This is a genomic window from Pseudovibrio ascidiaceicola (genome assembly GCF_900114245.1).
Lineage (GTDB): Bacteria > Pseudomonadota > Alphaproteobacteria > Rhizobiales > Stappiaceae > Pseudovibrio > Pseudovibrio ascidiaceicola.
Genome location: NZ_FOSK01000013.1, coordinates 132183 through 152867 on the forward strand (window position 1 = coordinate 132183; position 20685 = coordinate 152867).

At 50.6% G+C, this 20685-nt stretch carries 18 protein-coding genes and 4 tRNA genes; 6 read left to right on the top strand and 16 right to left on the bottom strand.

Annotated elements, in window-relative coordinates; all coding sequences use genetic code 11:
* Positions 1-98 precede the first annotated feature (98 nt).
* Complete coding sequence (locus BM231_RS21735; protein ID WP_159437988.1) at positions 99-992, top strand: tyrosine-type recombinase/integrase; 894 nt, start codon at positions 99-101, stop codon at positions 990-992.
* 63 nt (positions 993-1055) lie between these two features.
* On the opposite strand, the gene BM231_RS21740 is transcribed toward BM231_RS21735, so the two are convergent.
* Together BM231_RS21740 and BM231_RS21745 are read right to left on the bottom strand one after the other, a co-directional pair.
* Positions 1056-1132: transfer RNA gene (locus tag BM231_RS21740), tRNA-Arg, on the bottom strand.
* Between the two features lie 79 nt (positions 1133-1211).
* The gene (locus BM231_RS21745) at positions 1212-1517 is read right to left on the bottom strand and encodes an ETC complex I subunit (RefSeq protein ID WP_063311158.1); all 306 of its coding nucleotides are present in this window, start codon (positions 1515-1517) and stop codon (positions 1212-1214) included.
* A gap of 585 nt (positions 1518-2102) precedes the next feature.
* On the opposite strand from BM231_RS21745, the gene BM231_RS21750 reads away from it, so the two are divergent.
* Positions 2103-3593, top strand: coding sequence for an inorganic phosphate transporter (locus BM231_RS21750; protein WP_181952081.1), 1491 nt, complete (start codon positions 2103-2105; stop codon positions 3591-3593).
* Positions 3594-3950: 357 nt separating this feature from the next.
* Here the strand turns inward: BM231_RS21750 and BM231_RS21755 are convergent.
* The 4 genes from BM231_RS21755 to BM231_RS21770 form a co-directional block, all read right to left on the bottom strand.
* A tRNA-Pro gene (locus BM231_RS21755) sits at positions 3951-4027 on the bottom strand.
* 22 nt (positions 4028-4049) lie between these two features.
* Positions 4050-4126 (bottom strand) — tRNA-Pro (locus tag BM231_RS21760).
* A gap of 21 nt (positions 4127-4147) precedes the next feature.
* Positions 4148-4224: transfer RNA gene (locus tag BM231_RS21765), tRNA-Pro, on the bottom strand.
* Positions 4225-4614: 390 nt separating this feature from the next.
* Positions 4615-5499 carry a tetratricopeptide repeat protein gene (locus BM231_RS21770; RefSeq protein ID WP_208860560.1) on the bottom strand — a complete coding sequence of 295 codons (885 nt, stop codon included), beginning with the start codon at positions 5497-5499 and terminating at the stop codon, positions 4615-4617.
* Between the two features lie 606 nt (positions 5500-6105).
* On the opposite strand from BM231_RS21770, the gene parE reads away from it, so the two are divergent.
* The 3 genes from parE to BM231_RS21785 all read left to right on the top strand — a co-directional run bounded on the left by parE (position 6106) and on the right by BM231_RS21785 (position 11006).
* Positions 6106-8196 (top strand): DNA topoisomerase IV subunit B, encoded by a 2091-nt coding sequence (parE, locus tag BM231_RS21775; RefSeq protein WP_093522822.1) that lies wholly within the window; start codon positions 6106-6108, stop codon positions 8194-8196.
* A 207-nt stretch (positions 8197-8403) separates the two neighbouring features.
* Positions 8404-9837, top strand: coding sequence for a DEAD/DEAH box helicase (locus tag BM231_RS21780; protein WP_093522824.1), 1434 nt, complete (start codon positions 8404-8406; stop codon positions 9835-9837).
* A 110-nt stretch (positions 9838-9947) separates the two neighbouring features.
* Entirely contained in the window at positions 9948-11006 is a 1059-nt protein-coding gene (locus tag BM231_RS21785; protein ID WP_093522826.1) for a GGDEF domain-containing protein, read from the top strand.
* Between the two features lie 11 nt (positions 11007-11017).
* On the opposite strand, the gene BM231_RS21790 is transcribed toward BM231_RS21785, so the two are convergent.
* The 9 genes from BM231_RS21790 to BM231_RS21830 all read right to left on the bottom strand — a co-directional run bounded on the left by BM231_RS21790 (position 11018) and on the right by BM231_RS21830 (position 19226).
* A complete protein-coding gene (locus tag BM231_RS21790) occupies positions 11018-11428 on the bottom strand; it encodes a TfoX/Sxy family protein (protein ID WP_093522828.1) in 411 nt (136 codons plus the stop codon).
* Between the two features lie 115 nt (positions 11429-11543).
* On the bottom strand, positions 11544-12203 hold the full coding sequence (tenA, locus tag BM231_RS21795; RefSeq protein ID WP_093522830.1) for a thiaminase II: 660 nt from the start codon (positions 12201-12203) through the stop codon (positions 11544-11546).
* Positions 12204-12245: 42 nt separating this feature from the next.
* Positions 12246-12623 carry a HesB/IscA family protein gene (locus tag BM231_RS21800; protein ID WP_093522832.1) on the bottom strand — a complete coding sequence of 126 codons (378 nt, stop codon included), beginning with the start codon at positions 12621-12623 and terminating at the stop codon, positions 12246-12248.
* A gap of 64 nt (positions 12624-12687) precedes the next feature.
* Positions 12688-13083 (bottom strand): SUF system Fe-S cluster assembly protein, encoded by a 396-nt coding sequence (locus BM231_RS21805; RefSeq protein ID WP_063296831.1) that lies wholly within the window; start codon positions 13081-13083, stop codon positions 12688-12690.
* A 5-nt stretch (positions 13084-13088) separates the two neighbouring features.
* Entirely contained in the window at positions 13089-14336 is a 1248-nt protein-coding gene (locus tag BM231_RS21810; RefSeq protein WP_093522834.1) for a cysteine desulfurase, read from the bottom strand.
* Positions 14333-15616 (bottom strand): Fe-S cluster assembly protein SufD, encoded by a 1284-nt coding sequence (gene sufD, locus BM231_RS21815; RefSeq protein ID WP_093522836.1) that lies wholly within the window; start codon positions 15614-15616, stop codon positions 14333-14335. Before sufD ends, BM231_RS21810 begins: the two co-directional genes overlap by 4 nt.
* A gap of 15 nt (positions 15617-15631) precedes the next feature.
* On the bottom strand, positions 15632-16384 hold the full coding sequence (sufC, locus tag BM231_RS21820) for a Fe-S cluster assembly ATPase SufC (RefSeq protein WP_057465164.1): 753 nt from the start codon (positions 16382-16384) through the stop codon (positions 15632-15634).
* A 60-nt stretch (positions 16385-16444) separates the two neighbouring features.
* On the bottom strand, positions 16445-17917 hold the full coding sequence (gene sufB, locus BM231_RS21825; RefSeq protein WP_057465165.1) for a Fe-S cluster assembly protein SufB: 1473 nt from the start codon (positions 17915-17917) through the stop codon (positions 16445-16447).
* Between the two features lie 151 nt (positions 17918-18068).
* On the bottom strand, positions 18069-19226 hold the full coding sequence (locus BM231_RS21830) for a cysteine desulfurase family protein (RefSeq protein WP_093522838.1): 1158 nt from the start codon (positions 19224-19226) through the stop codon (positions 18069-18071).
* Positions 19227-19554: 328 nt separating this feature from the next.
* Between BM231_RS21830 and BM231_RS21835 the strand changes: the two genes are divergently transcribed.
* Positions 19555-20214 carry an alpha/beta hydrolase gene (locus BM231_RS21835; RefSeq protein WP_093522840.1) on the top strand — a complete coding sequence of 220 codons (660 nt, stop codon included), beginning with the start codon at positions 19555-19557 and terminating at the stop codon, positions 20212-20214.
* A 70-nt stretch (positions 20215-20284) separates the two neighbouring features.
* Here the strand turns inward: BM231_RS21835 and BM231_RS21840 are convergent, their stop codons facing one another.
* A complete protein-coding gene (locus tag BM231_RS21840) occupies positions 20285-20671 on the bottom strand; it encodes an NADH:ubiquinone oxidoreductase subunit NDUFA12 (RefSeq protein ID WP_093522842.1) in 387 nt (128 codons plus the stop codon).
* Positions 20672-20685 lie beyond the last annotated feature (14 nt).

Consider the following 20685-nt stretch of genomic DNA (forward strand, 5'->3'; position numbering starts at 1 on the left):
TCCTGCGGGAGGTTGGGCGTGGGAAGGTCTTTTGGTACTTCAGGCGCGGGAAAGGCCCCAGAAGTCGCCTACCCGGCGAATATGGCTCTGAGGAGTTCATGGAAGCCTATACCGCGGCCCTCAATGGCGCTGATGCACCTCCAAAGAAGAAACGCGAAGAGAACACCCTTGGCTGGCTGATCGACCAGTATCTCTCCAGCCCTGAGTTCTCCTCATTGAAGGAGAGCACTCAAGCGGTAAAGACAAGCTTCCTAACCAACATCGCAAAAGAAAGCGGCCACCATCCACTGGAGGCGATTGATGCATCAACGATCCAAGGTGGGAGAGATAAACGCGCAAGCACCCCAGGTGCCGCCAACAACTTTCTGAAGCACATGTCGGCGATGTACAAATGGGCTATCAGCAACAACAGCATTCACATCACCAAGAACCCTACCCGTGACGTACCGCGCCTCAAGAACAAGTCAGACGGCCATCACACATGGACGCCTGAGGAAATTGAGCAGTACAGGAACCGTTGGCCACTTGGAACACGCGAACGTCTTGCGCTTGAGGTGCTGGCCTTTACCGGGCTTCGACGCGGGGATGTTTGCAGAGTTGGCCCTGCCCACGTCAAGGACGGGGTAATAAGCTTCTCAACGGAAAAAGGAGAAGTGGAAATACATCTACCGATCTTACCACCCCTTCAGGAAGCAATCGATGCAACACCACATGGCGTCAGCTACATCGGCAAAGAAGACAAAACGCCATACACGAAGGAATCGTTCGGGAATTGGTTCAGGGAGTGCTGTGTCGCAGCTGGTGTGCCCGGTCGTGCTCATGGAATGAGGAAAGCTGCGGCGACACTGGCCGCAGAGAACGGTGCGACCGATTCTCAGCTAAAAGCGATCTTTGGCTGGACGACAGATGATATGCCGTCTCTGTATACGCGCAAAGCGAACCGCAAGAAAATGGCAGAAGAAGCCATGAAGACGTTGCAACGAAACCCCTAACACCTAACTTGTTAGGGGTTTTTGAGGGAATTTTCTAAGCAAAATCAGAATGTTAGAAAAGAGTGGCGATCCCTGCAGGATTCGAACCTGCGACCGTCGGCTTAGAAGGCCGGTGCTCTATCCAGCTGAGCTAAGGGACCGCTTTTGCAAGGGCGAGTGGATCGCCCGTTGCGTGGGATGTTTCATAAGGCCGTTAGAGAATAATCTCAATGCTGAAACTTAATGTGTCCACGGAGATAATCTGTCAAAACGGAAATTATCTGAATAAGATGCGCGGCGGTGCTTGCGCTTGCTCTCTTCATCTACGCGGTATGCAATATTGTTGCGTGTTGCGTAGGCGACCGCTTCTTCTTTGGTCGGGAACTTCAGCTTTACCTGCTGCTTCATATCACCTGATGAAGTATAACCCATCAGAGGATCAATGGACTTTGGGGACTGTGGATCGAACTCCAGCACCCAGTTGTTGGTTTTGGCTGTTCCGGACTGCATTGCAGTTTTGGCTGGATTGTAAATGCGAGCTACCATGTAACCTCTCTTTTTCGCATTGGATTCGGAAACACACTCTCCAACGCGATATACCAGTTTTCCTGTTTCTTCTCCAATTATGTCATTGGTGTCAATGCACTTGCTCAAGCTATACCGATTTCTCTTAGTAAATAGCTATAGATGCACTCATTGCGGCCTTAAGTGCAATAATTGCGCTAACCGGTGCAATAATTGCGGTTTTATTTCCAGTATTACCGGACTTGACGTTGGGCGATTTTTAATTAAGAAATTGCGAAGCTTTCGTGATATTTCTGTGACTAGTTACTTCTCCAAAGTTTATAGGTAATTTTAACTTGAAATATACCGGAGACAAAACTAGTTTGCGCGCGAACTGAGCGTTCACTGGAAATAAAAGCGCTTGAAGGTAGCTTCAATACACAAAGTTCCTCGAGTGTTTTTCTGGTGCCTGCTCATTTGAGGGCAACACTGCCACATTCAAGATGTGCGCTCGCCTGCCTTTGTCCTGTGATGAAGGGTGGGTGCAAAATTGTAGTCAGGTGTTATGCCTGCTGCCAGGTGCATGAGAAACTACGCGAAGAAGACGCGGCGAAAAAAGTATACAGCATGTCTAACCTTAGAAAAAAGCCTACTCTAGACAAAGACTTAGATAAGTTTTCCAGGCTAGAGCTGGCCGGCAACGCAATGGCACGTCCATTGGTTGCTCCTGCGGTCGCATTTGTTTTTCTAATGTTCGCTATGGCGATGGCTGGTTTTTATGTCTCTGACCATCCAAACGCTATTATTATTGTTGCTGCTGCAGGTATTGGTGCCTATCTGGCGATCAATATCGGTGCAAATGATGTAGCAAACAATGTGGGCCCATCTGTTGGCTCTAAAGCGCTTACCATTGGCGGCGCTCTGCTGCTTGCTGCCGTTTTTGAGAGCGCTGGCGCTTTGATTGCCGGTGGTGACGTTGTTAAAACGGTCTCCAAGGGCATTATCGATGCAACGCAAGTGACAGACTACACAGACTTTGTGAAGCTGATGCTTGCAGCGCTAATCTCTGCGGCTGTCTGGCTGAACCTTGCAACATGGATCGGCGCTCCCGTTTCCACCACCCACTCTATCGTTGGTGGTGTGATGGGCGGCGGTATCGCTGCTGCTGGCTTTGGCTCTGTGAGCTGGGGCACCATGTCCGGCATTGCTGCAAGCTGGGTTATCTCCCCGGTTCTTGGCGGTATTATTGCGGCCCTGTTCCTGGCCTTCATCAAATCCTTCATTATCTACCAACAAGACAAGATTGCTGCTGCCCGTCGCTGGGTACCGCTCTTGATCGCGATCATGGCAGGTGCGTTTGCCACTTATCTGGCAATGAAGGGCCTGAAGAAGATCGTAAAGATCGACATTGAGATCGCTCTGCTGCTCGGTGCAATCGCTTTTGTTGCTGCACTGGCTATTTGTCGCCCCTTGATCCGCAGGCAGTCTGAGGGCATGGAAAACCGGAACCAGTCCCTTCGTATCCTGTTCCGCTGGCCTTTGATTTTCTCCGCAGCGCTTCTTTCCTTTGCGCATGGTGCAAACGATGTTGCGAACGCGATTGGCCCTCTTGCTGCGATCGTGCACACCGTTCAGGAGGGTGGCATTGCTAAGGCTGTAACCATTCCTCTCTGGGTTATGCTGATCGGTGCGTTTGGTATTTCTTTCGGTCTGATGCTGTTTGGTCCTAAGCTGATCCGTATGGTCGGCGAGAAGATCACTAAGCTGAACCCGATGCGCGCTTACTGCGTGTCCCTTTCTGCTGCGATCACAGTGATCTTTGCGAGCTGGCTGGGGCTTCCGGTGAGTTCTACTCACATTGCAGTTGGCGCAATCTTCGGCGTTGGCTTCTTCCGTGAGTGGTACACAATGAAGTCCAAGCGCCGTATTGCTTTCGTGAAAGAAAGCACCGGCATGGAAAGCTATAAGCAGAACACTGTGAAAGAAGACGAAAAGCGCCGTATGCTGGTGCGCCGCTCGCACTTCATGACCATCATTGCTGCGTGGGTGATTACGGTTCCGTTGGCCGCAATCCTGTCAGCTGCTCTGTTCTTCGTGCTGGATCTCTTCGTGTTCTAAGCTGGTTTCAGAGTAATGAGATTTATCAAGCCCGGAGGCCCTCGCCTTCGGGCTTTTTCTATGCGTTCATTAACTGCAGTTTTTGAGTGAGGATCACAGCCCCCCCAAGAGAGCACTAAAGGGCTGACAGGGCATCAGCATGCACTTGGCCGACCCCCAACCCAAAGCTAACGAGGAGGAGCCGTCAGTGACCTTCCCTGCTCGTTTTGGCCAAAGGTAAATGTGGTGAATTGAAGTGGGTGTTAGAAGCTGCAATGGAGTGCTGCTCTGTGCGGTTATGAACGCGCAAAGACACAGTGAGGCAGCAGTGCTGACTACTCGATATTATGAAATTGGGGAGGAGAATTAAAGGGAAGATGGTCGGAGCAGCAGGATTCGAACCTGCGACCCTCTGGTCCCAAACCAGATGCGCTACCAGGCTGCGCTATGCTCCGAACTAATCTTCGGGTCGATAGATGGTCGGAGCAGCAGGATTCGAACCTGCGACCCTCTGGTCCCAAACCAGATGCGCTACCAGGCTGCGCTATGCTCCGATCTATCTTCGTGTTGATGAATGGTCGGAGCAGCAGGATTCGAACCTGCGACCCTCTGGTCCCAAACCAGATGCGCTACCAGGCTGCGCTATGCTCCGATCTCATCAACGTGACGCCCCGCGGCGTCTTGTTGAGGCAGGTATATAGGCAGAGTTTTAAAGCTTGGCAAGCGTGTTTTATAGTTTTTCCCAAATCATGCGAGAAAATTTAAAAAACTGCATCCTGCTGTTGAAAAGACTGAAATTTCAGAGGCTTAAACAATGTGCGTGAAGACTGTGAAAATTTTAGCTTTTCTGCGACGTACAGGCAAAAAAAGAGGGTGAGCGCAAAAGGCTCACCCCAAGTACATTCCAGAGACCCGCAATCGGGGTCTACAATCGCCAAACAGAGGTCAATAACAAAACTTGAATATTGAACTCATGTTTTAAATCGCAGAAATAACCTGAGTGGTCAAGTCATATTTTAAAAGAAAATCAGAAGGGAGTGGATTAGTTGCTTGAAGCAATTACGTGGCCGCGCTTAACCAGCCATGCGTCAGCCCATTCAGCAGACTTGCGACGCTCTTTTTCGGATGCCAGAGAAAATGCCTTCTCGTGAAGAGAGACAATCCATGCATCATTATCGCCGCCAACCACCTGCCGGCGTGCCAAGGTCATCCATTTCAGGCCTGTCATGCGTGCGGTTGTTAGCTCTTCGGTGAAGTACAGCAACTCACCAAACTTGGCTTGCGCTCCGACGTGGCCTTTTACGGCTGCAAGTTTCAGCCAGCGAGCAGCAAGGCGGCGGTCATAATCTGGCAGCTTATCGTTGAGATACATAATGCCGAGATTGTATTGCGCATCCGCATCGCCAAAGTAGGACGCAGCGTAGGTGAACACCTCACGTGCTTTGTGCGTGTTCTGCTGGACCGGGCTATCACCAATACCTGTCAGGAAGTAGCGACCAAGCTCCACCAGAGCGCTTGCGACAAATGGGGCTGAACGTGCTTTAGGGCCATCGGACGAGTATTCACGTACGACCTGGGAAAAATACTGGAACGCCTGAAGATCATCTTCTGGCACCCCGTCTCCTTGCGCGTACATTCTGCCGAGTTTCCAGGCCGCCATGGCCTGTCCGTTTTCAGCAGCGTAGCGAAGTGGAGAGAGAGCCTTGTCTTTTTCACCGGAGTAGTAAGCGCGAGCCCCTTCCCTCAAGGCTTGCTGAGGTGTGACATTTGCCATCTGGTTGACGGCCGCCATTGCGCTCGCACTTTTGTTGGTATCCAGAGCATGAGCGCTGCTGAATGCGAGAAGAGTAAGAACCGAGGCGCAGCTCAAGCTTGTTACAAGACGCGTCAACGCATTGTGGTGCGTTCCCATTTCATCTTTAAACAAAGCTTTTATCAAAGTGCCTCACTTGACCACTGCCTACTTGTCAGTGGTTCTGACTTCTTATTCTTTTCATACCGTCGTTGTGTGATCAGGCTATGAAAGGAAAAAATGTCAATTTTGTTTCCAAAGGTGACATACCTTCAAATTGTCACAAATGATCTTACAAATGCCTAGCTTTCTATCTGATTGACAAAAATCCTACACAGTTCGACCATCTCTCAAACATGGACAAGGCAAACTATCCAATTTGCCATTCATGAACCAGTGTCAGTTTCCACCATTCGGGTCAGCGCAAAATGCTGTTGCATGCTCGCAACAATCTGCAGCAGATGACGTAACTGCCGTGTGTATGTCCGGTGTAAAGTTTTGATCACAGGCCTTGGGGCAATCACAAATGCCATTTGTATTTTCGCCGCGAATGGCGCATATGGCATCAGATGCCCGCTTTTGGTGGGGTTCGGCACATTCAGGTAAGCGAAAAAGCGTATGTCTGGCGCTTACCCACAAGGAACAAGAGTAGAACTCCGGCAGATCTTTGCCCTTTTCTCTCAGTCCTGCAAGACTGCCGTTTGATTCGAGACTATTTAAGCGCAAGACCAAAGAGGTACGATGAGCACGCCTGATGATCTGTTTGCAGATGTTACCAAAAGCATGGATGAGCTGACATCCTCTTCTGGCAGCACTGAGAAGAAACAAGCACCAGCCGCAAGCGCACCGACCTCACCTGCAAAGCCATCATCCGCAGGCAAGGCCGCTCCTGTCGGCGCTGAAGGTGATTACACCGCAGCTGACATTGAAGTGCTTGAAGGCCTGGAGCCTGTGCGCCGCCGTCCGGGAATGTATATTGGCGGGACGGATGAAAAAGCGCTGCACCACCTGTTCGCTGAAGTGATCGACAACTCCATGGATGAGGCCGTTGCAGGCCACGCCAGCTGGATTGATGTCTCCCTTGGCGATGATGGCTACCTGACCATTACAGATAATGGTCGCGGTATCCCGATTGATCCGCATCCCAAATATAAAGACAAGTCCGCTCTGGAAGTCATTATGACGACCCTGCATGCTGGCGGTAAGTTTGACAGCAAAGTCTATGAGACCTCTGGCGGTCTTCATGGTGTGGGTATTTCCGTTGTAAATGCGCTCTCTGAAGAGCTGGTCGTTGAGGTCGCACGTAACCGCAAACTGTATCGCCAGACGTTCCGTCGTGGCCTTGCGGACGGTGGCCTTGAGCTGGTTGGTGATGTTCACAACCGTCGCGGCACCATGGTGCGGTTTAAGCCGGATGCGGAAATTTTCGGCAAGACGCTCAAGTTTAAACCTGCCCGTTTGATGAAGATGGCGCGTTCCAAAGCTTACCTGTTTGGCGGTGTAGAGATTCGTTGGCGCTGTGCCAAGGCTCTTGCTGATGAAGCCAATGGGGTGCCTGAGACTGCGACTTTCCATTTCCCTGGTGGCCTGAAGGATTATCTAGAAGAGGCTCTTGGTAAAGAGCGCCGTGTTACTGACGAGGTTTTTGCTGGCCGAACACAGGCAACAGGCAAACATGGCTCTGTTGAATGGGCTGTTGCCTGGTTTGCCGGTGATGGGTTCGTCAACTCTTACTGTAACACTGTGCCAACGCCAGAAGGTGGGACGCATGAGACGGGCCTGCGCTATGCCCTGCTTCGCGGTCTGAAGGCGTATGGCGAGCTGATTGGCAATAAGAAGGCCTCCATTATTACTGGTGATGACGTTTTAACGTCGGCGGCTGGTATGCTTTCTGTTTTCGTTCGCGAGCCTGAGTTTGTTGGTCAGACAAAAGACAAGCTAGCCACGAACGAGGCAACCCGTATTGCTGAGAACGCTGTTCGCGATGCCTTTGACCACTGGCTGACAGCCTCTCCAAACCAGGCAAACAAACTGCTTGAGTGGGTCGTTGACCGTGCTGAAGAGCGCTTGAAGCGACGTCAGGAGAAGGATGTCGCACGTAAGACTGCGGTTCGTCGCCTTCGTCTGCCCGGTAAGCTAGCGGATTGTTCGACGAGCAAATCTGATGGCACTGAATTATTCATCGTGGAGGGTGATTCCGCGGGTGGCTCAGCGAAACAAGCGCGTAATCGCTCAACACAAGCCGTTTTACCGCTGCGTGGTAAGATCCTGAACGTGGCAAACGCTGGCCGGGACAAACTGGTCGCAAACCAGCTGCTATCTGATCTCATTCAGGCACTAGGGTGTGGAACACGCTCTAATTATGATGACAAAGACCTGCGCTATGAGCGCATTGTTATCATGACCGATGCGGACGTTGATGGGGCGCATATTGCAGCCCTGCTGATCACATTCTTCTATAAAGAGATGCCGGATCTGGTCAACAACGGTCACCTCTACCTCGCAGTTCCTCCGCTTTACCGGATCAGTCAGGGCGGTAAGACCCTTTATGCACGGGATGACGAGCATCGTGAGCAGCTTTTGAAAACCAGCTTCAAAAAGAATGGCAAGATTGAAATTGGCCGCTTTAAGGGGCTTGGTGAGATGTTGCCGGCTCAGCTAAAGGAAACCACCATGGATCCAAAACGCCGGACGCTGCTTAAAGTGGTTGTTGGCGAGGATGAAGTGAGCGAAACCCGCAATGCGGTTGAGCAGCTGATGGGTAACAAACCTGAGGCACGCTTCAACTTTATTCAGGAGCGGGCAGAGTTCGCAACTGATTTGGATATTTAAAAGACCCTTAATTCTGAATAGTTGCTGAGTTTTGCGTAGGTTATAACTCGGCAACCTTGGCATAACTTGAAGGAATATATCGGTTATACCGCAGAATTTATTGACAACGCTGCTTAGAAATGTAGTGTTCCGCCAAACTGGTTGGAGAAACCTGTAACTCATACGGCTTCCAGCTTCTCTCCTCAATTATCGTAAAGAACATGAAATATGTCGTTTTCCACTCTCGGACTTAGTGAGAAAGTTCTCTCCGCTGTAGAAGCCTCTGGCTATACAGAACCGACTGCCATTCAGGCAGGCGCCATCCCTTACGTTCTAGAACGTAGAGATGTCCTCGGAATTGCTCAAACTGGAACCGGGAAAACGGCAAGCTTTACGCTGCCGATGATTACTCTTCTGGAAAAAGGCCGTGCGCGCGCCCGGATGCCAAGAACTCTTATTCTTGAGCCAACCCGTGAGCTTGCGGCGCAGGTGGAAGACAACTTCAATCGATATGGCGTTAATCACAAACTCAACGTTGCCTTGCTGATTGGCGGAGTTTCCTTTGCTGAACAGGACCGCAAGCTTGAGCGTGGCGCTGACGTTCTGATCGCGACACCTGGCCGCCTGCTTGATCATTTCGAGCGTGGTAAGCTGCTGTTGCAGGGCGTTGATATTCTTGTAATCGATGAAGCTGACCGCATGCTGGACATGGGCTTCATTCCAGACATTGAGCGCATTTGTAAACTTATCCCGTTCACTCGTCAGACCCTGTTCTTCTCTGCGACTATGCCGACAGAGATTCAGCGTTTGACAGACACGTTCCTGCAGAACCCTGCAAAGGTGGAAGTGGCGAAAGCTTCTACAACTGCGGATACTGTGACGCAGCGCATTGCTGCCGCTGATGCGGAAGACTACGAGAAGCGTGCTAAACTGCGTGAGCTGATTGAAGGTGCTGAAGATCTGCAGAATGCGATCGTGTTCTGCAACCGCAAACGTGATGTAGCTACTCTCTTCCGTTCGCTTGTGCGTCATGAATTTTCTGTTGGTGCACTTCACGGAGACATGGATCAGCGCTCTCGCATGACCATGCTGGACAATTTCAAGAAGGGTCACATCAAGATTCTGGTGGCCAGTGATGTTGCTGCTCGTGGTCTTGACATTCCAAGCGTGAGCCACGTCTTTAACTTTGATCTTCCTATTCATGCAGAAGACTACGTCCACCGTATTGGACGTACCGGGCGTGCAGGCCGTGAAGGCACTGCGATCTCCATTGTGACGGGCAAGGACCAAAAAGCATTGCAAGCGATTAACGAGATGATTGGCAAAGAGCTCGAGTGGGTTGGAGAGCCGGTTGATTTCTCCAAGCCTGTCGATGAGAAAAAATCTCGCCGTCGTTCTACCCGCACTCCAAAAGAGAAAAGCCGCTCACGCAAGCCAAAGGCCGAAGCTCAGGAAGCGGTCATTCAGGAAACCGAATCTGTACCGGCTGGCCTTGAAGAGCAACCAGTGGTTCCAATGCATGCCGAGCGCCGTGCTGCTCCACCTCGCCCAAGAGGCGGTCGTCGTGCTAACCAGCCTAAAGATGATGCGATTTTCCGTAATGCAAGCCATGTTCCGGCCTTCCTGCTGCGGGAAACTCGTTCCAAAGTTCAAAGCCGATAGCCCATTTTCCTGAGGTTAACCACTGGTTAGGTATATCCCATTAAATAAGCTAATGTTAAATTAGCTTATTAATTATGGGGTAGCCCTTTCCGTGACGCGGTGATGCAATCATGAGTCAAGAAGACGAGTTCAAGCGTACGATTGTTTATGCAGACAGTGCGCTCGATTACATCAAGACGAATAAGCTTCCAGCGTTTCCACGCAACTATGAGCTGTGGTATTCTTACGCTTCCGGGTTTAACCGGGCCCTGAACCGGACCATCAATAAGATTCTTGCCCGCGATGGCAAAATTTCTCCTGAAGAGACTCAGAAGATCTATAACCGCTTTTTGTCGCCGAACCGTTTGGGTGAGCGCATTGACGAAGTTGGCGACAAGATCTCCGAGGAAGTTCGGGAACCGATTTCCGCACTTGATAAGGGAACGCTCAAAACCACCGAGTACGGTGAAGAGCTGGCCCGTACATTGAGTGCTCTTGAGAATGTTAGTGATCGTTCTCAGCTTTCCAAACTTGTCATTCATCTTGCAAAACTGACCACTGAGACAGCAGAGAGCAATCAAGAACTCCGCGAGCAACTGGTTGATTCTCGTCGCCAGATCGGTGTTTTGCAGGAAGGTTTGGAAGCGATCCGGTACGAGTCACTCACTGATGAGCTGACCACGTTGAACAACCGTAAGCATTTTGATCAGAGTCTTGTGCGCGCGGTTAAAGAGGCGGAAGAGAGCCATGCTCCCCTCTCCTTACTGATTTCAGATATCGACCACTTCAAGCAGTTCAATGACAACTACGGCCATCAGACTGGCGACCAGGTTCTTCGACTTGTGGCGCTAGCGGTGAAGCAGAATGTCAAGAACAACGACATTGCGTGTCGTTATGGCGGTGAAGAGTTTGGTATCATTCTGCCAAGAACCACCATCGAAGATGCAAAGGTGATTGCGGAGAAAATCCGTAAGAACGTTGTTGCAAAAGAATTGGTAAAACGGTCAACCGGTGAAAACCTAGGCCGCATCACCATTTCAATCGGTATATCGACATTCCGGCCTGGTGACAGTGCTGAGAGTATGGTCTCTCGTGCTGATCTGGCGCTTTATGCTGCCAAGAAAGCTGGCCGCAACCTTGTGAAAGCTGAGGAAGAGAAGAAGATCCCCAGCGTGACACAGGTTGCTTAGCACCGCTAATTTTAAAAGAAAAACGTATTCGAGACGGCAGATCGTATGGTTGCCGTCTTTTTTTGTCGGCTATCCAAGGCTGAAGAGGCTTTGGCACTCTCCTTCGCCTGAGCGAGTTGGCGAATTGCCTTTGCAATCCATCGTGTCAGTTGGACTTCATCCTCGATAACATTCAGCGGAACTGAATAGAAGTTTGTCGGGAAATACTCTCCGAAGCACTGATGAATGTAAGGCAGCTGGCCTGTTAGCAGAAAATCTGCAACATTGCTGGAACCCGCTTTGAGATATAGTGATTTCTCGCGGACGAGCGCGAACATTTTACCATTCATGTAATATCCGTGGCCACCAAACATGGGACGACAACGGATATTCTTCAGAAATATCGGGCGTTTATCAGATATAAAAAACGAGGATAAAGACATAAGCAATCACCAAAAGATATAAATATATTGAAAGCTTGCAATATTCAGCCGAAGACCGACAAGAATATTGCCTGTTTCATCCACTCACAGAAATGTGAAGTGTTCTTTTGAATGATTATAGCTCGAGGCCCATCTGCCAGAAATTGGCCTCAAGTCTAGTGGCCTCTCTAAATATCCTAGACAATTTGGCATAGCGTGCATCAGTCGCGTAGAGCGCACCGAGATCATCAATTTCCTTCACTGCATCAGCAGCGAGTTCCTGATACTCATCACTGGAGTATTCTTTGATCCATTCGGCATATGGATTGCTTGTGTCGAGAGCGCCGTCTTGTTTTGCCAGTTCAGCACCGATCTCGCCGTAACCGATAGCACAAGGTGCGAGTGCAACTTTCAGGTCGAGCATATCGCCCTTCATTGCGGTGTCGAGAACATACCGAGTGTATGCAAGATTTGCTGGCTCTTCCGGAGTTGCGACAATCTCGTTTTCAGACAGGCCCCAACTTTCGCAAAGGCGGATATGAAGGCTCATCTCGACTTCGAGGATGCCCTTTGCTGAGGAAAGACACTTCCGCATCTGTACAAGATCTGTAGATTTGTACATGCCAAGCGCATAGGCGCGTGCGAACTCAATCAGGAAGAGGTAGTCTTGGACGAGGTACTTCTTAAATGCTGCAATTGGCAGAGTTCCGTCGCCGAGGCCCTGGACAAATTCATGTTTGGTGTAGGAATGCCATGTCTCGAGATTATCGTTTTTCAATGAATTAAAAAGAGACACGGCACCCCACCTATTGTCTTAGTTGCTCAGACTTGAGCGCTACTAGTTTTTCTGAGCGAACTTTGAAAGATCAGCTGGCAGCAGCTCTACGGATTCACCGCAGCCGCAGGCAGATACTTCATTTGGATTTTTGAACGTAAAACCAGAGCGGAACTTTGTGGTTTCAAAGCCCATTTCAGTTCCAAGCAGGTAAAGCGTAGCTGCGGGATCAACAAAGACCTTTACGCCTTTATCTTCAACAACATCATCGCCCGACTTTGCTTCTGTCACCAGATCCAGCTCGTACTCCATGCCCGCACAGCCGCCTGTTTTGATGGCGACACGTAATCCAAGCGGATCAGCATCACTTGCATCAAGCAAAGTGCGAATATACTCAGCTGCTTCGTCCGTCAGCGATAGTACCTGAAATCCTGAGGCCATTTTGCACCCTCCATGGGCACCTCAACACAGTTGAGGTGCCATACATTGTAAGCGCTTTCGAACCTTAGAAGAAGTTCAATGCAACGCGAGCTTCGTCGGACATGCGGCTTGGATCCCATGGGGGGTCGAAGGTCATATCCACCTGCACGGTGCCAACGCCTGGTACAGAACTTACTGCGTTTTCGACCCAGATCGGCATTTCGCCAGCAACAGGGCAGCCTGGAGCGGTCAAAGTCATGTCGATTTTAACCGTGCGGTCATCCTCGATATCAACCTTGTAGATCAAGCCAAGTTCATAGATATCGACCGGAATTTCCGGATCGAATACGGTCTTCATCGCAGCGATGATATCACCGGTCAAACGCTCCAGCTCTTCCGCAGGGATTGCGGAACTCTGGTTGATTTCCGGAGTTGTCAAAGGTCCGTCAGAGAACTCGCTTGTTTGTGTGTTGTCTGTCATAGGTCCTAACCAAACATCATCTGCGCTTTACGCAAGGCTTCTACCAGGCGATCGACTTCATCATGGGTGTTGTACAGGCCAAAACTTGCACGGCATGTACTGGTCACGCCGTAACGCGCCAGCAAAGGTTGCGCGCAATGCGTACCGGCCCGAACTGCAACGCCCGCTCTGTCAATCACCATTGAGATATCGTGGGCGTGAACCCCCTCAATCTCAAAGGAGAAGATCGATCCCTTATCCTTGGCGTTGCCAAAGATCTTCAGAGAATTGACTTCCTTTAAGCGCTGCTCTGCATAATCACGTAGGGACGCTTCATGCAATGCGATATTTTCGCGCCCCAGACTCTCCATATAGTCAAGGGCGGCCCCTAATCCAATAGCCTGAACGATTGGCGGGGTACCAGCCTCAAAACGATGCGGAGCTTCAGCATAGGTGACGAGACACTCAGTCACGTCCTTGATCATCTCACCGCCGCCCTGGAATGGGCGCATCTTGTTGAGGATCTTTTTTTTGCCGTAGAGCACGCCGATGCCGCTTGGACCGTAGAGCTTATGCCCGGTGATCGCATAGAAGTCACAGCCAATATCCTGAACGTCGACAGGCATGTGCACTGCACTTTGCGAGCCATCAATCAGGACTTTTGCACCACGTTCGTGTGCAAGACGCGTGACTTCTTTCACTGGAACCACGGTTCCGGTGACGTTGGACATATGGGTCATTGCGACAATTTTGGTGCGGTCTGTCAGGAGTTTTTCAAACTCATCCAGCAGAAACGTACCATCTTCTGCAATAGGTGCCCATTTGATGACAGCGCCTTTGCGTTCCCGAAGGAAGTTCCAAGGCACGATGTTGGAATGGTGTTCCATGATAGAGATGATGATCTCATCGCCTTCCTGGATGTCATCTTCCAATCCATAGGACACCAGATTGATTGCTTCAGTCGTCGATTTTGTAAAAACAATTTCGTCAACGCTTGGAGCATTCAGGAAACGGCGCACGGTTTCGCGTGCCGCCTCAAAGTTTTCGGTGGCTGTGTTTGACAGGTAGTGTAAGCCACGATGCACATTAGCATATTCCTGGGTGTAGGCTTTGGTGATTGCATCAATCACCGCCGTCGGCTTTTGGGCTGACGCACCATTATCCAGGTAGACCAACGGCTTGCCATAGACCTCCGTTGAAAGGATCGGAAAATCTTTCCGAACCTTCTCAACGTCGTATGGAGCTGTGAAAGCCGTGTTGTCGACCTTGGTCATTCGCTCACCATATCATCGGCATGAAGCCAACTGCGTGTCATTGCTTCCAGCAATTCTACACACTGTTCCTCTTCAAATTCCTCAATAGCTTCAGAAAGGAATGCGAGAACGAGGATTTTGCGTGCCTGCGCTTCTGGAATACCGCGTGCCATGAGGTAGAACAGCAGGTCTTCGTCAATGTCGCCAGTGGTGGAACCGTGGGCGCACTGAACGTCGTCTGCAAAGATTTCGAGCTCAGGTTTGGCATTGATTTCAGCGGTATCGCTCAGCAGAAGCGTTTTGATCATCATCTGACCATCTGTCTTCTGCGCGGCTTGCTCCACAATGATCTTGCCTTGGAAGACTGCGCGGGCTTTGTCGTCGACAACCGAGCGGTAGTATTCGCGGCTTTCACATCCTCGAACGGCGTGTTTCACAAACAGTGTGATATCAGCATGTTGGCTGTCTTTGAGCAGAGATGTTCCGCGTAGGCCAGCATGGGTGTTCTCGCCCTTGAACTCAAGGAAGAGCTGGGCACGAGAGAGCGATGCGCCTTCATTGTAGATGAAGTGCTGGAAATTGGTTTCCGCACCCAGCTCAATGCTAAGCGTTTCGATATGCTGCGCTTTTGCGCTTTCCACCTGCAACTTCAGCCAGTGCACATCTGCTTTGTCGCCAACTTTGACCTCAGTAAGGGCGTTGGACTGGTAAGCAGCGTCGGCATCACCTTCAAAGCTCTCGATGATGAGTGCTTTTGCGCCTGAGCCGATTTCAACCGAGGTGCCTGCATAAGAGCTGACTTCGGAACCATCGGTGTAACGAACGATCTCAATCGGCAGATCAATCTTTGCATCTGCAGCGATTTTGATACTGATGCCGCCCTGAACCAGAGCCTGATTGAGGTGCGCCATGGCGTCGTCGGTGCCGAGCTGTGATGCCAGGAAGCCGCCGGTCTGAGCAATACTCAAGCCTGCAACGTCTTGATCTGACGACAGTTCTGGCGCATATCGACCATTGACGATGGCAATGCGGTAGGTCTTCAGACCACCAGCACCCTTTAAAGCATCAGCTTTGGGCGCGGTTTTTGAAGCCAATGCAAATGCATCGTTCATTTTGGTGCGCAGGTCTGTGTAGTGCCACTCTTCAACGCGGCGATGTGGAATGCCTTTTGCTTTGAAAGCATCCCACGCCTGTTTGCGTTGATTTGCGTTTTCTTGCGTTGTTTGCGCGAAAATTGCGTCGAACTGAGCGTTCAGGCTCTGCTCTGCTTTTGTCTCTTTAATATTTGCCGGAGCATTCATCGGTTACCCTCCAGCTCAAGCAGCTTCTTCGCCGACGTAATCAGCGTAACCGTTTTTCTCCAGTTCAAGAGCAAGCTCTTTACCACCGGTTTTAACGATCTTCCCTTTGGACAGAACGTGCACGACGTCCGGTACAATGTGATCGAGCAGACGCTGGTAGTGCGTGATCACGATCATAGAGCGCTCAGGGGAGCGAAGCTGGTTGACGCCTTCAGAAACAACGCGCAGTGCATCGATGTCCAGACCTGAATCTGTTTCATCCAAAACGCACAGAGTTGGTTCCAGCAGAGACATCTGCAGGATCTCAGCGCGTTTCTTTTCACCGCCGGAGAAGCCAACGTTGAGTGGACGCTTGAGCATGTCTGGCGTCACTTTCAGCTCTTTGGATTTCTCACGTACAAGCTTCATGAAGTCAGGGGTGGAGATTTCATCTTCACCGCGTGCTTTGCGCTGTGCATTCAACGCAGTCTTCAGGAAGGTCATGGTTGCAACACCCGGAATTTCGATCGGGTACTGGAACGCAAGGAACATGCCGGCAGCGGCGCGCTCATCGGCACCAAGCTCGGCCCAGTCAACGCCATTGTAGGAGATGGAGCCCTCGGTGATCTCGTAATCGTCTTTGCCTGCCAATACATATGACAGGGTGGACTTACCAGACCCGTTTGGTCCCATGATCGCGTGGACTTCGCCCGGGCGTACAGTCAGGTCAATGCCGCGAAGGATTTTGTTGCCATCAACTTCGGCGTGCAGGTTTTTGATCTCAAGCATCTATCGTTCTCGTCTTTTCAATTCTTCAATAGGTACGAGGCAAACACGGTGGTCCGCGTTTTAGCCCACACTTCCTTCAAGGCTGATCGAAATCAGTTTTTGTGCCTCAACTGCGAATTCCATTGGCAGTTGCTGGATTACGTCCCGGACAAAACCATTCACGATCAATGCGACAGCTTCTTCCTCATCAAGGCCACGGGCCTGACAGTAGAACATCTGATCGTCAGAGATCTTGGAGGTTGTTGCCTCATGCTCGAACACCGCTGAGGAGTTCTTGCTTTCGATGTAAGGGACGGTGTGGGCACCGCACTTATCGCCAATGAGAAGCGAGTCACACTGGGTGAAGTTACGTGCGTTAGATGCCTTGCGATGCGCGGAAACCTGCCCGCGATAGGTGTTTTGAGAGACACCTGCGGAGATACCCTTGGAGATAATCCGGCTGGCTGTATTTTTGCCCAGATGGATCATCTTGGTGCCGCTGTCGATCTGCTGGTGACCATTCGAGATCGCAATGGAGTAGAACTCACCTTGTGAGTTATCTCCGCGCAGAATGCAGCTTGGGTATTTCCAAGTGATGGCAGAACCGGTTTCAACCTGTGTCCAAGAGATTTTGGAGTTCTTTTCGCGGCAGTCGCCACGCTTGGTCACGAAGTTGTAGATACCGCCTTTGCCTTCAGAGTCGCCTGGGTACCAGTTCTGAACGGTAGAATACTTAATCTGTGCATCTTCCAGAGCAACAAGCTCAACCACAGCAGCGTGCAGCTGGTTTTCATCGCGCTGAGGGGCAGTACACCCTTCCAGATAAGACACATAAGAGCCTTTATCTGCGATGATCAGCGTACGCTCAAACTGGCCAGTGTTCGGCTCGTTGATACGGAAGTAGGTGGACAGTTCCATTGGGCAACGCACGCCTGGTGGAATGTACACAAACGACCCATCAGAGAATACAGCTGAGTTCAATGTTGCGTAGAAGTTGTCGGAGACCGGAACAACAGAACCAAGGTATTTTTGAACCAGCTCTGGATGCTCACGAATTGCTTCGGAGATCGGGCAGAAAATAACGCCTGCCTTGGCCAGTTCTTCCTTAAAGGTTGTTGCTACTGAAACACTATCGAAAACGGCATCAACTGCGACGCGGTTTTCTGGTGCAACACCTGCCAAGATTTCCTGCTCGGACAATGGAATGCCCAGCTTCTTGTAGGTTTCCAGAATCTCTGGATCCACCTCGTCAAGAGACTTGGGTCCCTCACGTTTTTTAGGTGCTGCATAATAATGAAGGTCTTCGAAGTCGATCTTCGGGTAATCAACTCGCGCCCATGTTGGCTCTTCCATCGTCTTCCAACGACGGAACGCTTCCAAGCGCCAATTGAGCATCCATTCCGGTTCGTCTTTTTTAGCCGAAATGTATGCAACGATATCTTCATTGAGCCCTTTGGGAGCAAGCTCACTTTCGATATCGGTTACGAAGCCATATTTATACTGATCAACATCAATTGCTTTGACCTGATCAATTGTTTCCTGGACTGCCGCCATGCTTTGTCTCCATACGCGGTTCAAAGCCGCATTGGGTACGATTATTGGACCCGTTTGCCCTTACTTAACAGATGCTCTGTCGCAACACAGTGCATCCTTATTTATACGAGGGTTTGTCCTCGTTTATTTTTATATACGGCGTTCACCCCTTCTATGTGGGCTTCATTCGTTTATAAATTTTCGTCCAAGCGCCTAAAAAACGCTCAACATCTTCTTGGGTTGTCGCCCAACCGAGACTGACCCGGATTGCGCCACGCGCCAATGATTCCGATACTCCCATTGCAAGAAGCACATGGGATGCGCCTACTTTGCCGGATGAACAAGCAGATCCAGATGAAACAGCGACACCAAACAAGTCAAAGTTGATCAGTGCGGTTTCAGCTGAAATCCCTTCAACTGCGAAACACGTCGTGTTGCCAAGACGCGCGACATCTTTACCGAAGATGATCGCATCTGAAGAGAGCTCATTCAGTCTCTCTTCCATATGGTCTCGCAGGCGCGAAATCCTAGCATGTTCATCAGGATTAGTTGATTGCGCTGCCGCAACCGCAAATCCTGCAATGCCTGCCGTATTCTCTGTTCCGGCTCTTCTCCACGATTCTTGTCCGCCACCTGTCAGCAGTGGAATGGGGCGAAAATCGCCTTTCCCGAGGATAAGAGCGCCAACCCCTTGCGGACCTCCGAGCTTATGGGAGGAGATCGACATGGAGTTGCAGCCAATCATGGCCATTGAAAGCGGTTCTTTCCCTGCCATCTGGACTGCATCCACATGGTAGAGATGACCTAAATCTTCTGTGAGAACGCCGATTTCCTGCAGGGGCTGCAAAACACCGGTCTCACTATTGGCAGCCATAACAGATACCAATGCGGTTTCATCTTCTCCCAGCTTCTCAAGCAATCTGCGCAGTTCACTCACCACCACGCGCCCGTCTTCATCAACGGGAATGCTTTGCACGTTTTGGGCTGCAAACCGACCACCAGCTATAATGGATGGGTGTTCGATTGCGCTCACAAAAACCTGGGTCAGAATATAGGGCTCGCCATTTTTTAGCCAAGTGGGCGATAATGCTGTGACGTTCGCCTCTGACGCTCCACTCGTAAAAATGATATTCGCCGGGTTGCCATCTACCAGATCTGCAATTTTGTGCCTTGCATCTTCGATGATGGATCGGGCGCGCCGACCGCTGCTGTGAATAGAGGACGCATTGCCAGCTGCTTTGTAGGCTTCCTGAAGAGCTAAAAGAGATTCTTCCCTCAGCGGAGCGCTGGCGTTATAGTCTAAATATGTCAGTTCGCGGTTTATTGTCATAGTTTAACACAGAAAATGGGGTTCTTTAGTGCCCTAATTGGGTCTCTATGGAAATGGAAACCTTGATATTTTCCACGGTGCTTACGATAAGGGGTAAAGAGTTCCCTTTGAGTTCGTTGAGGTCTATAACGTGCATGCGCCGAGTTGGATATACCTTTCTCCAATAGAGGCCGATTTTCAGTGTAGCCCTTGAGGTTCATCGTAGAATAATTCTAAACTGGTTCTAATAAACTTGCGTCTCGCAGTCAAGTTTAATCGACAATGATCCGGTATACCAAAAAGCCGGCAGACAGTTGCTGCCGACTAAAACAAGAGGATTTTGCAGTATATGCCTGAGGTGATCTTCAATGGCCCTGCAGGGCGGCTAGAAGGCCGTTTCCATCCAGCAAAAAAACGTAATGCTCCGATTGCACTGGTTCTTCATTTGCACCCGCAGTTTGGCGGCACGATGAACAACCAGATTATCTATCAGACCTATTACATGTTTGCGAAACGCGGCTTCGCAGTTTTGCGTTTCAACTTCCGCGGCGTGGGTCGTTCCCAGGGTCAGTTCGACCATGGTCAAGGTGAGCTTTCAGATGCTGCTGCGGCGTTGGACTGGGTACAAACCATCCATCCGGATGCACGTGCTTGCTGGATTGCGGGCTTCTCATTTGGTGCATGGATTGGCATGCAGCTCCTGATGCGTCGTCCTGAAGTTGAGGGCTTTATCTCCATTGCCCCACCAGCCAACTTGCATGACTTCTCCTTCCTGGCACCCTGCCCGTCTTCTGGCCTGATTATTCATGGCGAGCAGGACAAAGTGGTTCCACAGAAGGATGTTCAGGCTTTGGTTGATAAGCTGAAAACCCAAAAGGGTATCATCATCGACCACCAGGAAATGCCAGGCGCCAACCACTTCTTCGAGAATCACGTTGATGGCCTGATTGGCAACTGTGCAAGCTATCTTGATCGCCGCCTCGGTCTGATCGGGGAAGACGCTGGTTAGTCAGCAATGATTTGTGCATTAAAAAAAGCCCGGTCGATTGACCGGGCTTTTTTCGTAACTGATGTCTGACTTATTCGCCAGGTGTCCAGGCGTGGTAGTCTCCGGTCACTTCCGGGCGTTTTTCCGGGGTCAGAATGGAGCCTTTTGGACGATAAGCGTTTGGTGTGCCTGTCAGGTTTGGGGAGTGAGCAATTTCCCACTCGCGCGCCACATAATCACTCTCTGTTGGAGGAGTGTCTGTGCGGTAGTGCATCCAACCGTGCCAACCGGCAGGGATCTGGGAGGCTTCTGCAAGGTTTTTATAAATCACCCAACGGCGTTTGCCGCCGCGCTCTTTATAATACTTGTTGCCAAACTCATCGGTCCCGACGAACTCACCCTTTCTCCATGTGAAGAAGCGAGTGCCCCACGTGTCACTGTTCCACCATGTGAAGAACGTAAGCAGAAGGTGTTTCATGTGTCTGGCCTTTC

Excerpts from the sequence above, each read along its gene's own strand:
- BM231_RS21735 (WP_159437988.1), top strand. The coding sequence starts at position 99 with ATGGAAGCCTATACCGCGGCCCTCAATGGCGCTGATGCACCTCCAAAG.
- BM231_RS21745 (WP_063311158.1), bottom strand. The coding sequence starts at position 1,517 with ATGGTAGCTCGCATTTACAATCCAGCCAAAACTGCAATGCAGTCCGGA.
- BM231_RS21750 (WP_181952081.1), top strand. The coding sequence starts at position 2,103 with ATGTCTAACCTTAGAAAAAAGCCTACTCTAGACAAAGACTTAGATAAG.
- parE (WP_093522822.1), top strand. The coding sequence starts at position 6,106 with ATGAGCACGCCTGATGATCTGTTTGCAGATGTTACCAAAAGCATGGAT.
- BM231_RS21780 (WP_093522824.1), top strand. The coding sequence starts at position 8,404 with ATGTCGTTTTCCACTCTCGGACTTAGTGAGAAAGTTCTCTCCGCTGTA.
- BM231_RS21785 (WP_093522826.1), top strand. The coding sequence starts at position 9,948 with ATGAGTCAAGAAGACGAGTTCAAGCGTACGATTGTTTATGCAGACAGT.
- BM231_RS21790 (WP_093522828.1), bottom strand. The coding sequence starts at position 11,428 with ATGTCTTTATCCTCGTTTTTTATATCTGATAAACGCCCGATATTTCTG.
- BM231_RS21800 (WP_093522832.1), bottom strand. The coding sequence starts at position 12,623 with ATGGCCTCAGGATTTCAGGTACTATCGCTGACGGACGAAGCAGCTGAG.
- BM231_RS21805 (WP_063296831.1), bottom strand. The coding sequence starts at position 13,083 with ATGACAGACAACACACAAACAAGCGAGTTCTCTGACGGACCTTTGACA.
- BM231_RS21810 (WP_093522834.1), bottom strand. The coding sequence starts at position 14,336 with ATGACCAAGGTCGACAACACGGCTTTCACAGCTCCATACGACGTTGAG.
- sufD (WP_093522836.1), bottom strand. The coding sequence starts at position 15,616 with ATGAATGCTCCGGCAAATATTAAAGAGACAAAAGCAGAGCAGAGCCTG.
- sufC (WP_057465164.1), bottom strand. The coding sequence starts at position 16,384 with ATGCTTGAGATCAAAAACCTGCACGCCGAAGTTGATGGCAACAAAATC.
- sufB (WP_057465165.1), bottom strand. The coding sequence starts at position 17,917 with ATGGCGGCAGTCCAGGAAACAATTGATCAGGTCAAAGCAATTGATGTT.
- BM231_RS21830 (WP_093522838.1), bottom strand. The coding sequence starts at position 19,226 with ATGACAATAAACCGCGAACTGACATATTTAGACTATAACGCCAGCGCT.
- BM231_RS21835 (WP_093522840.1), top strand. The coding sequence starts at position 19,555 with ATGCCTGAGGTGATCTTCAATGGCCCTGCAGGGCGGCTAGAAGGCCGT.
- BM231_RS21840 (WP_093522842.1), bottom strand. The coding sequence starts at position 20,671 with ATGAAACACCTTCTGCTTACGTTCTTCACATGGTGGAACAGTGACACG.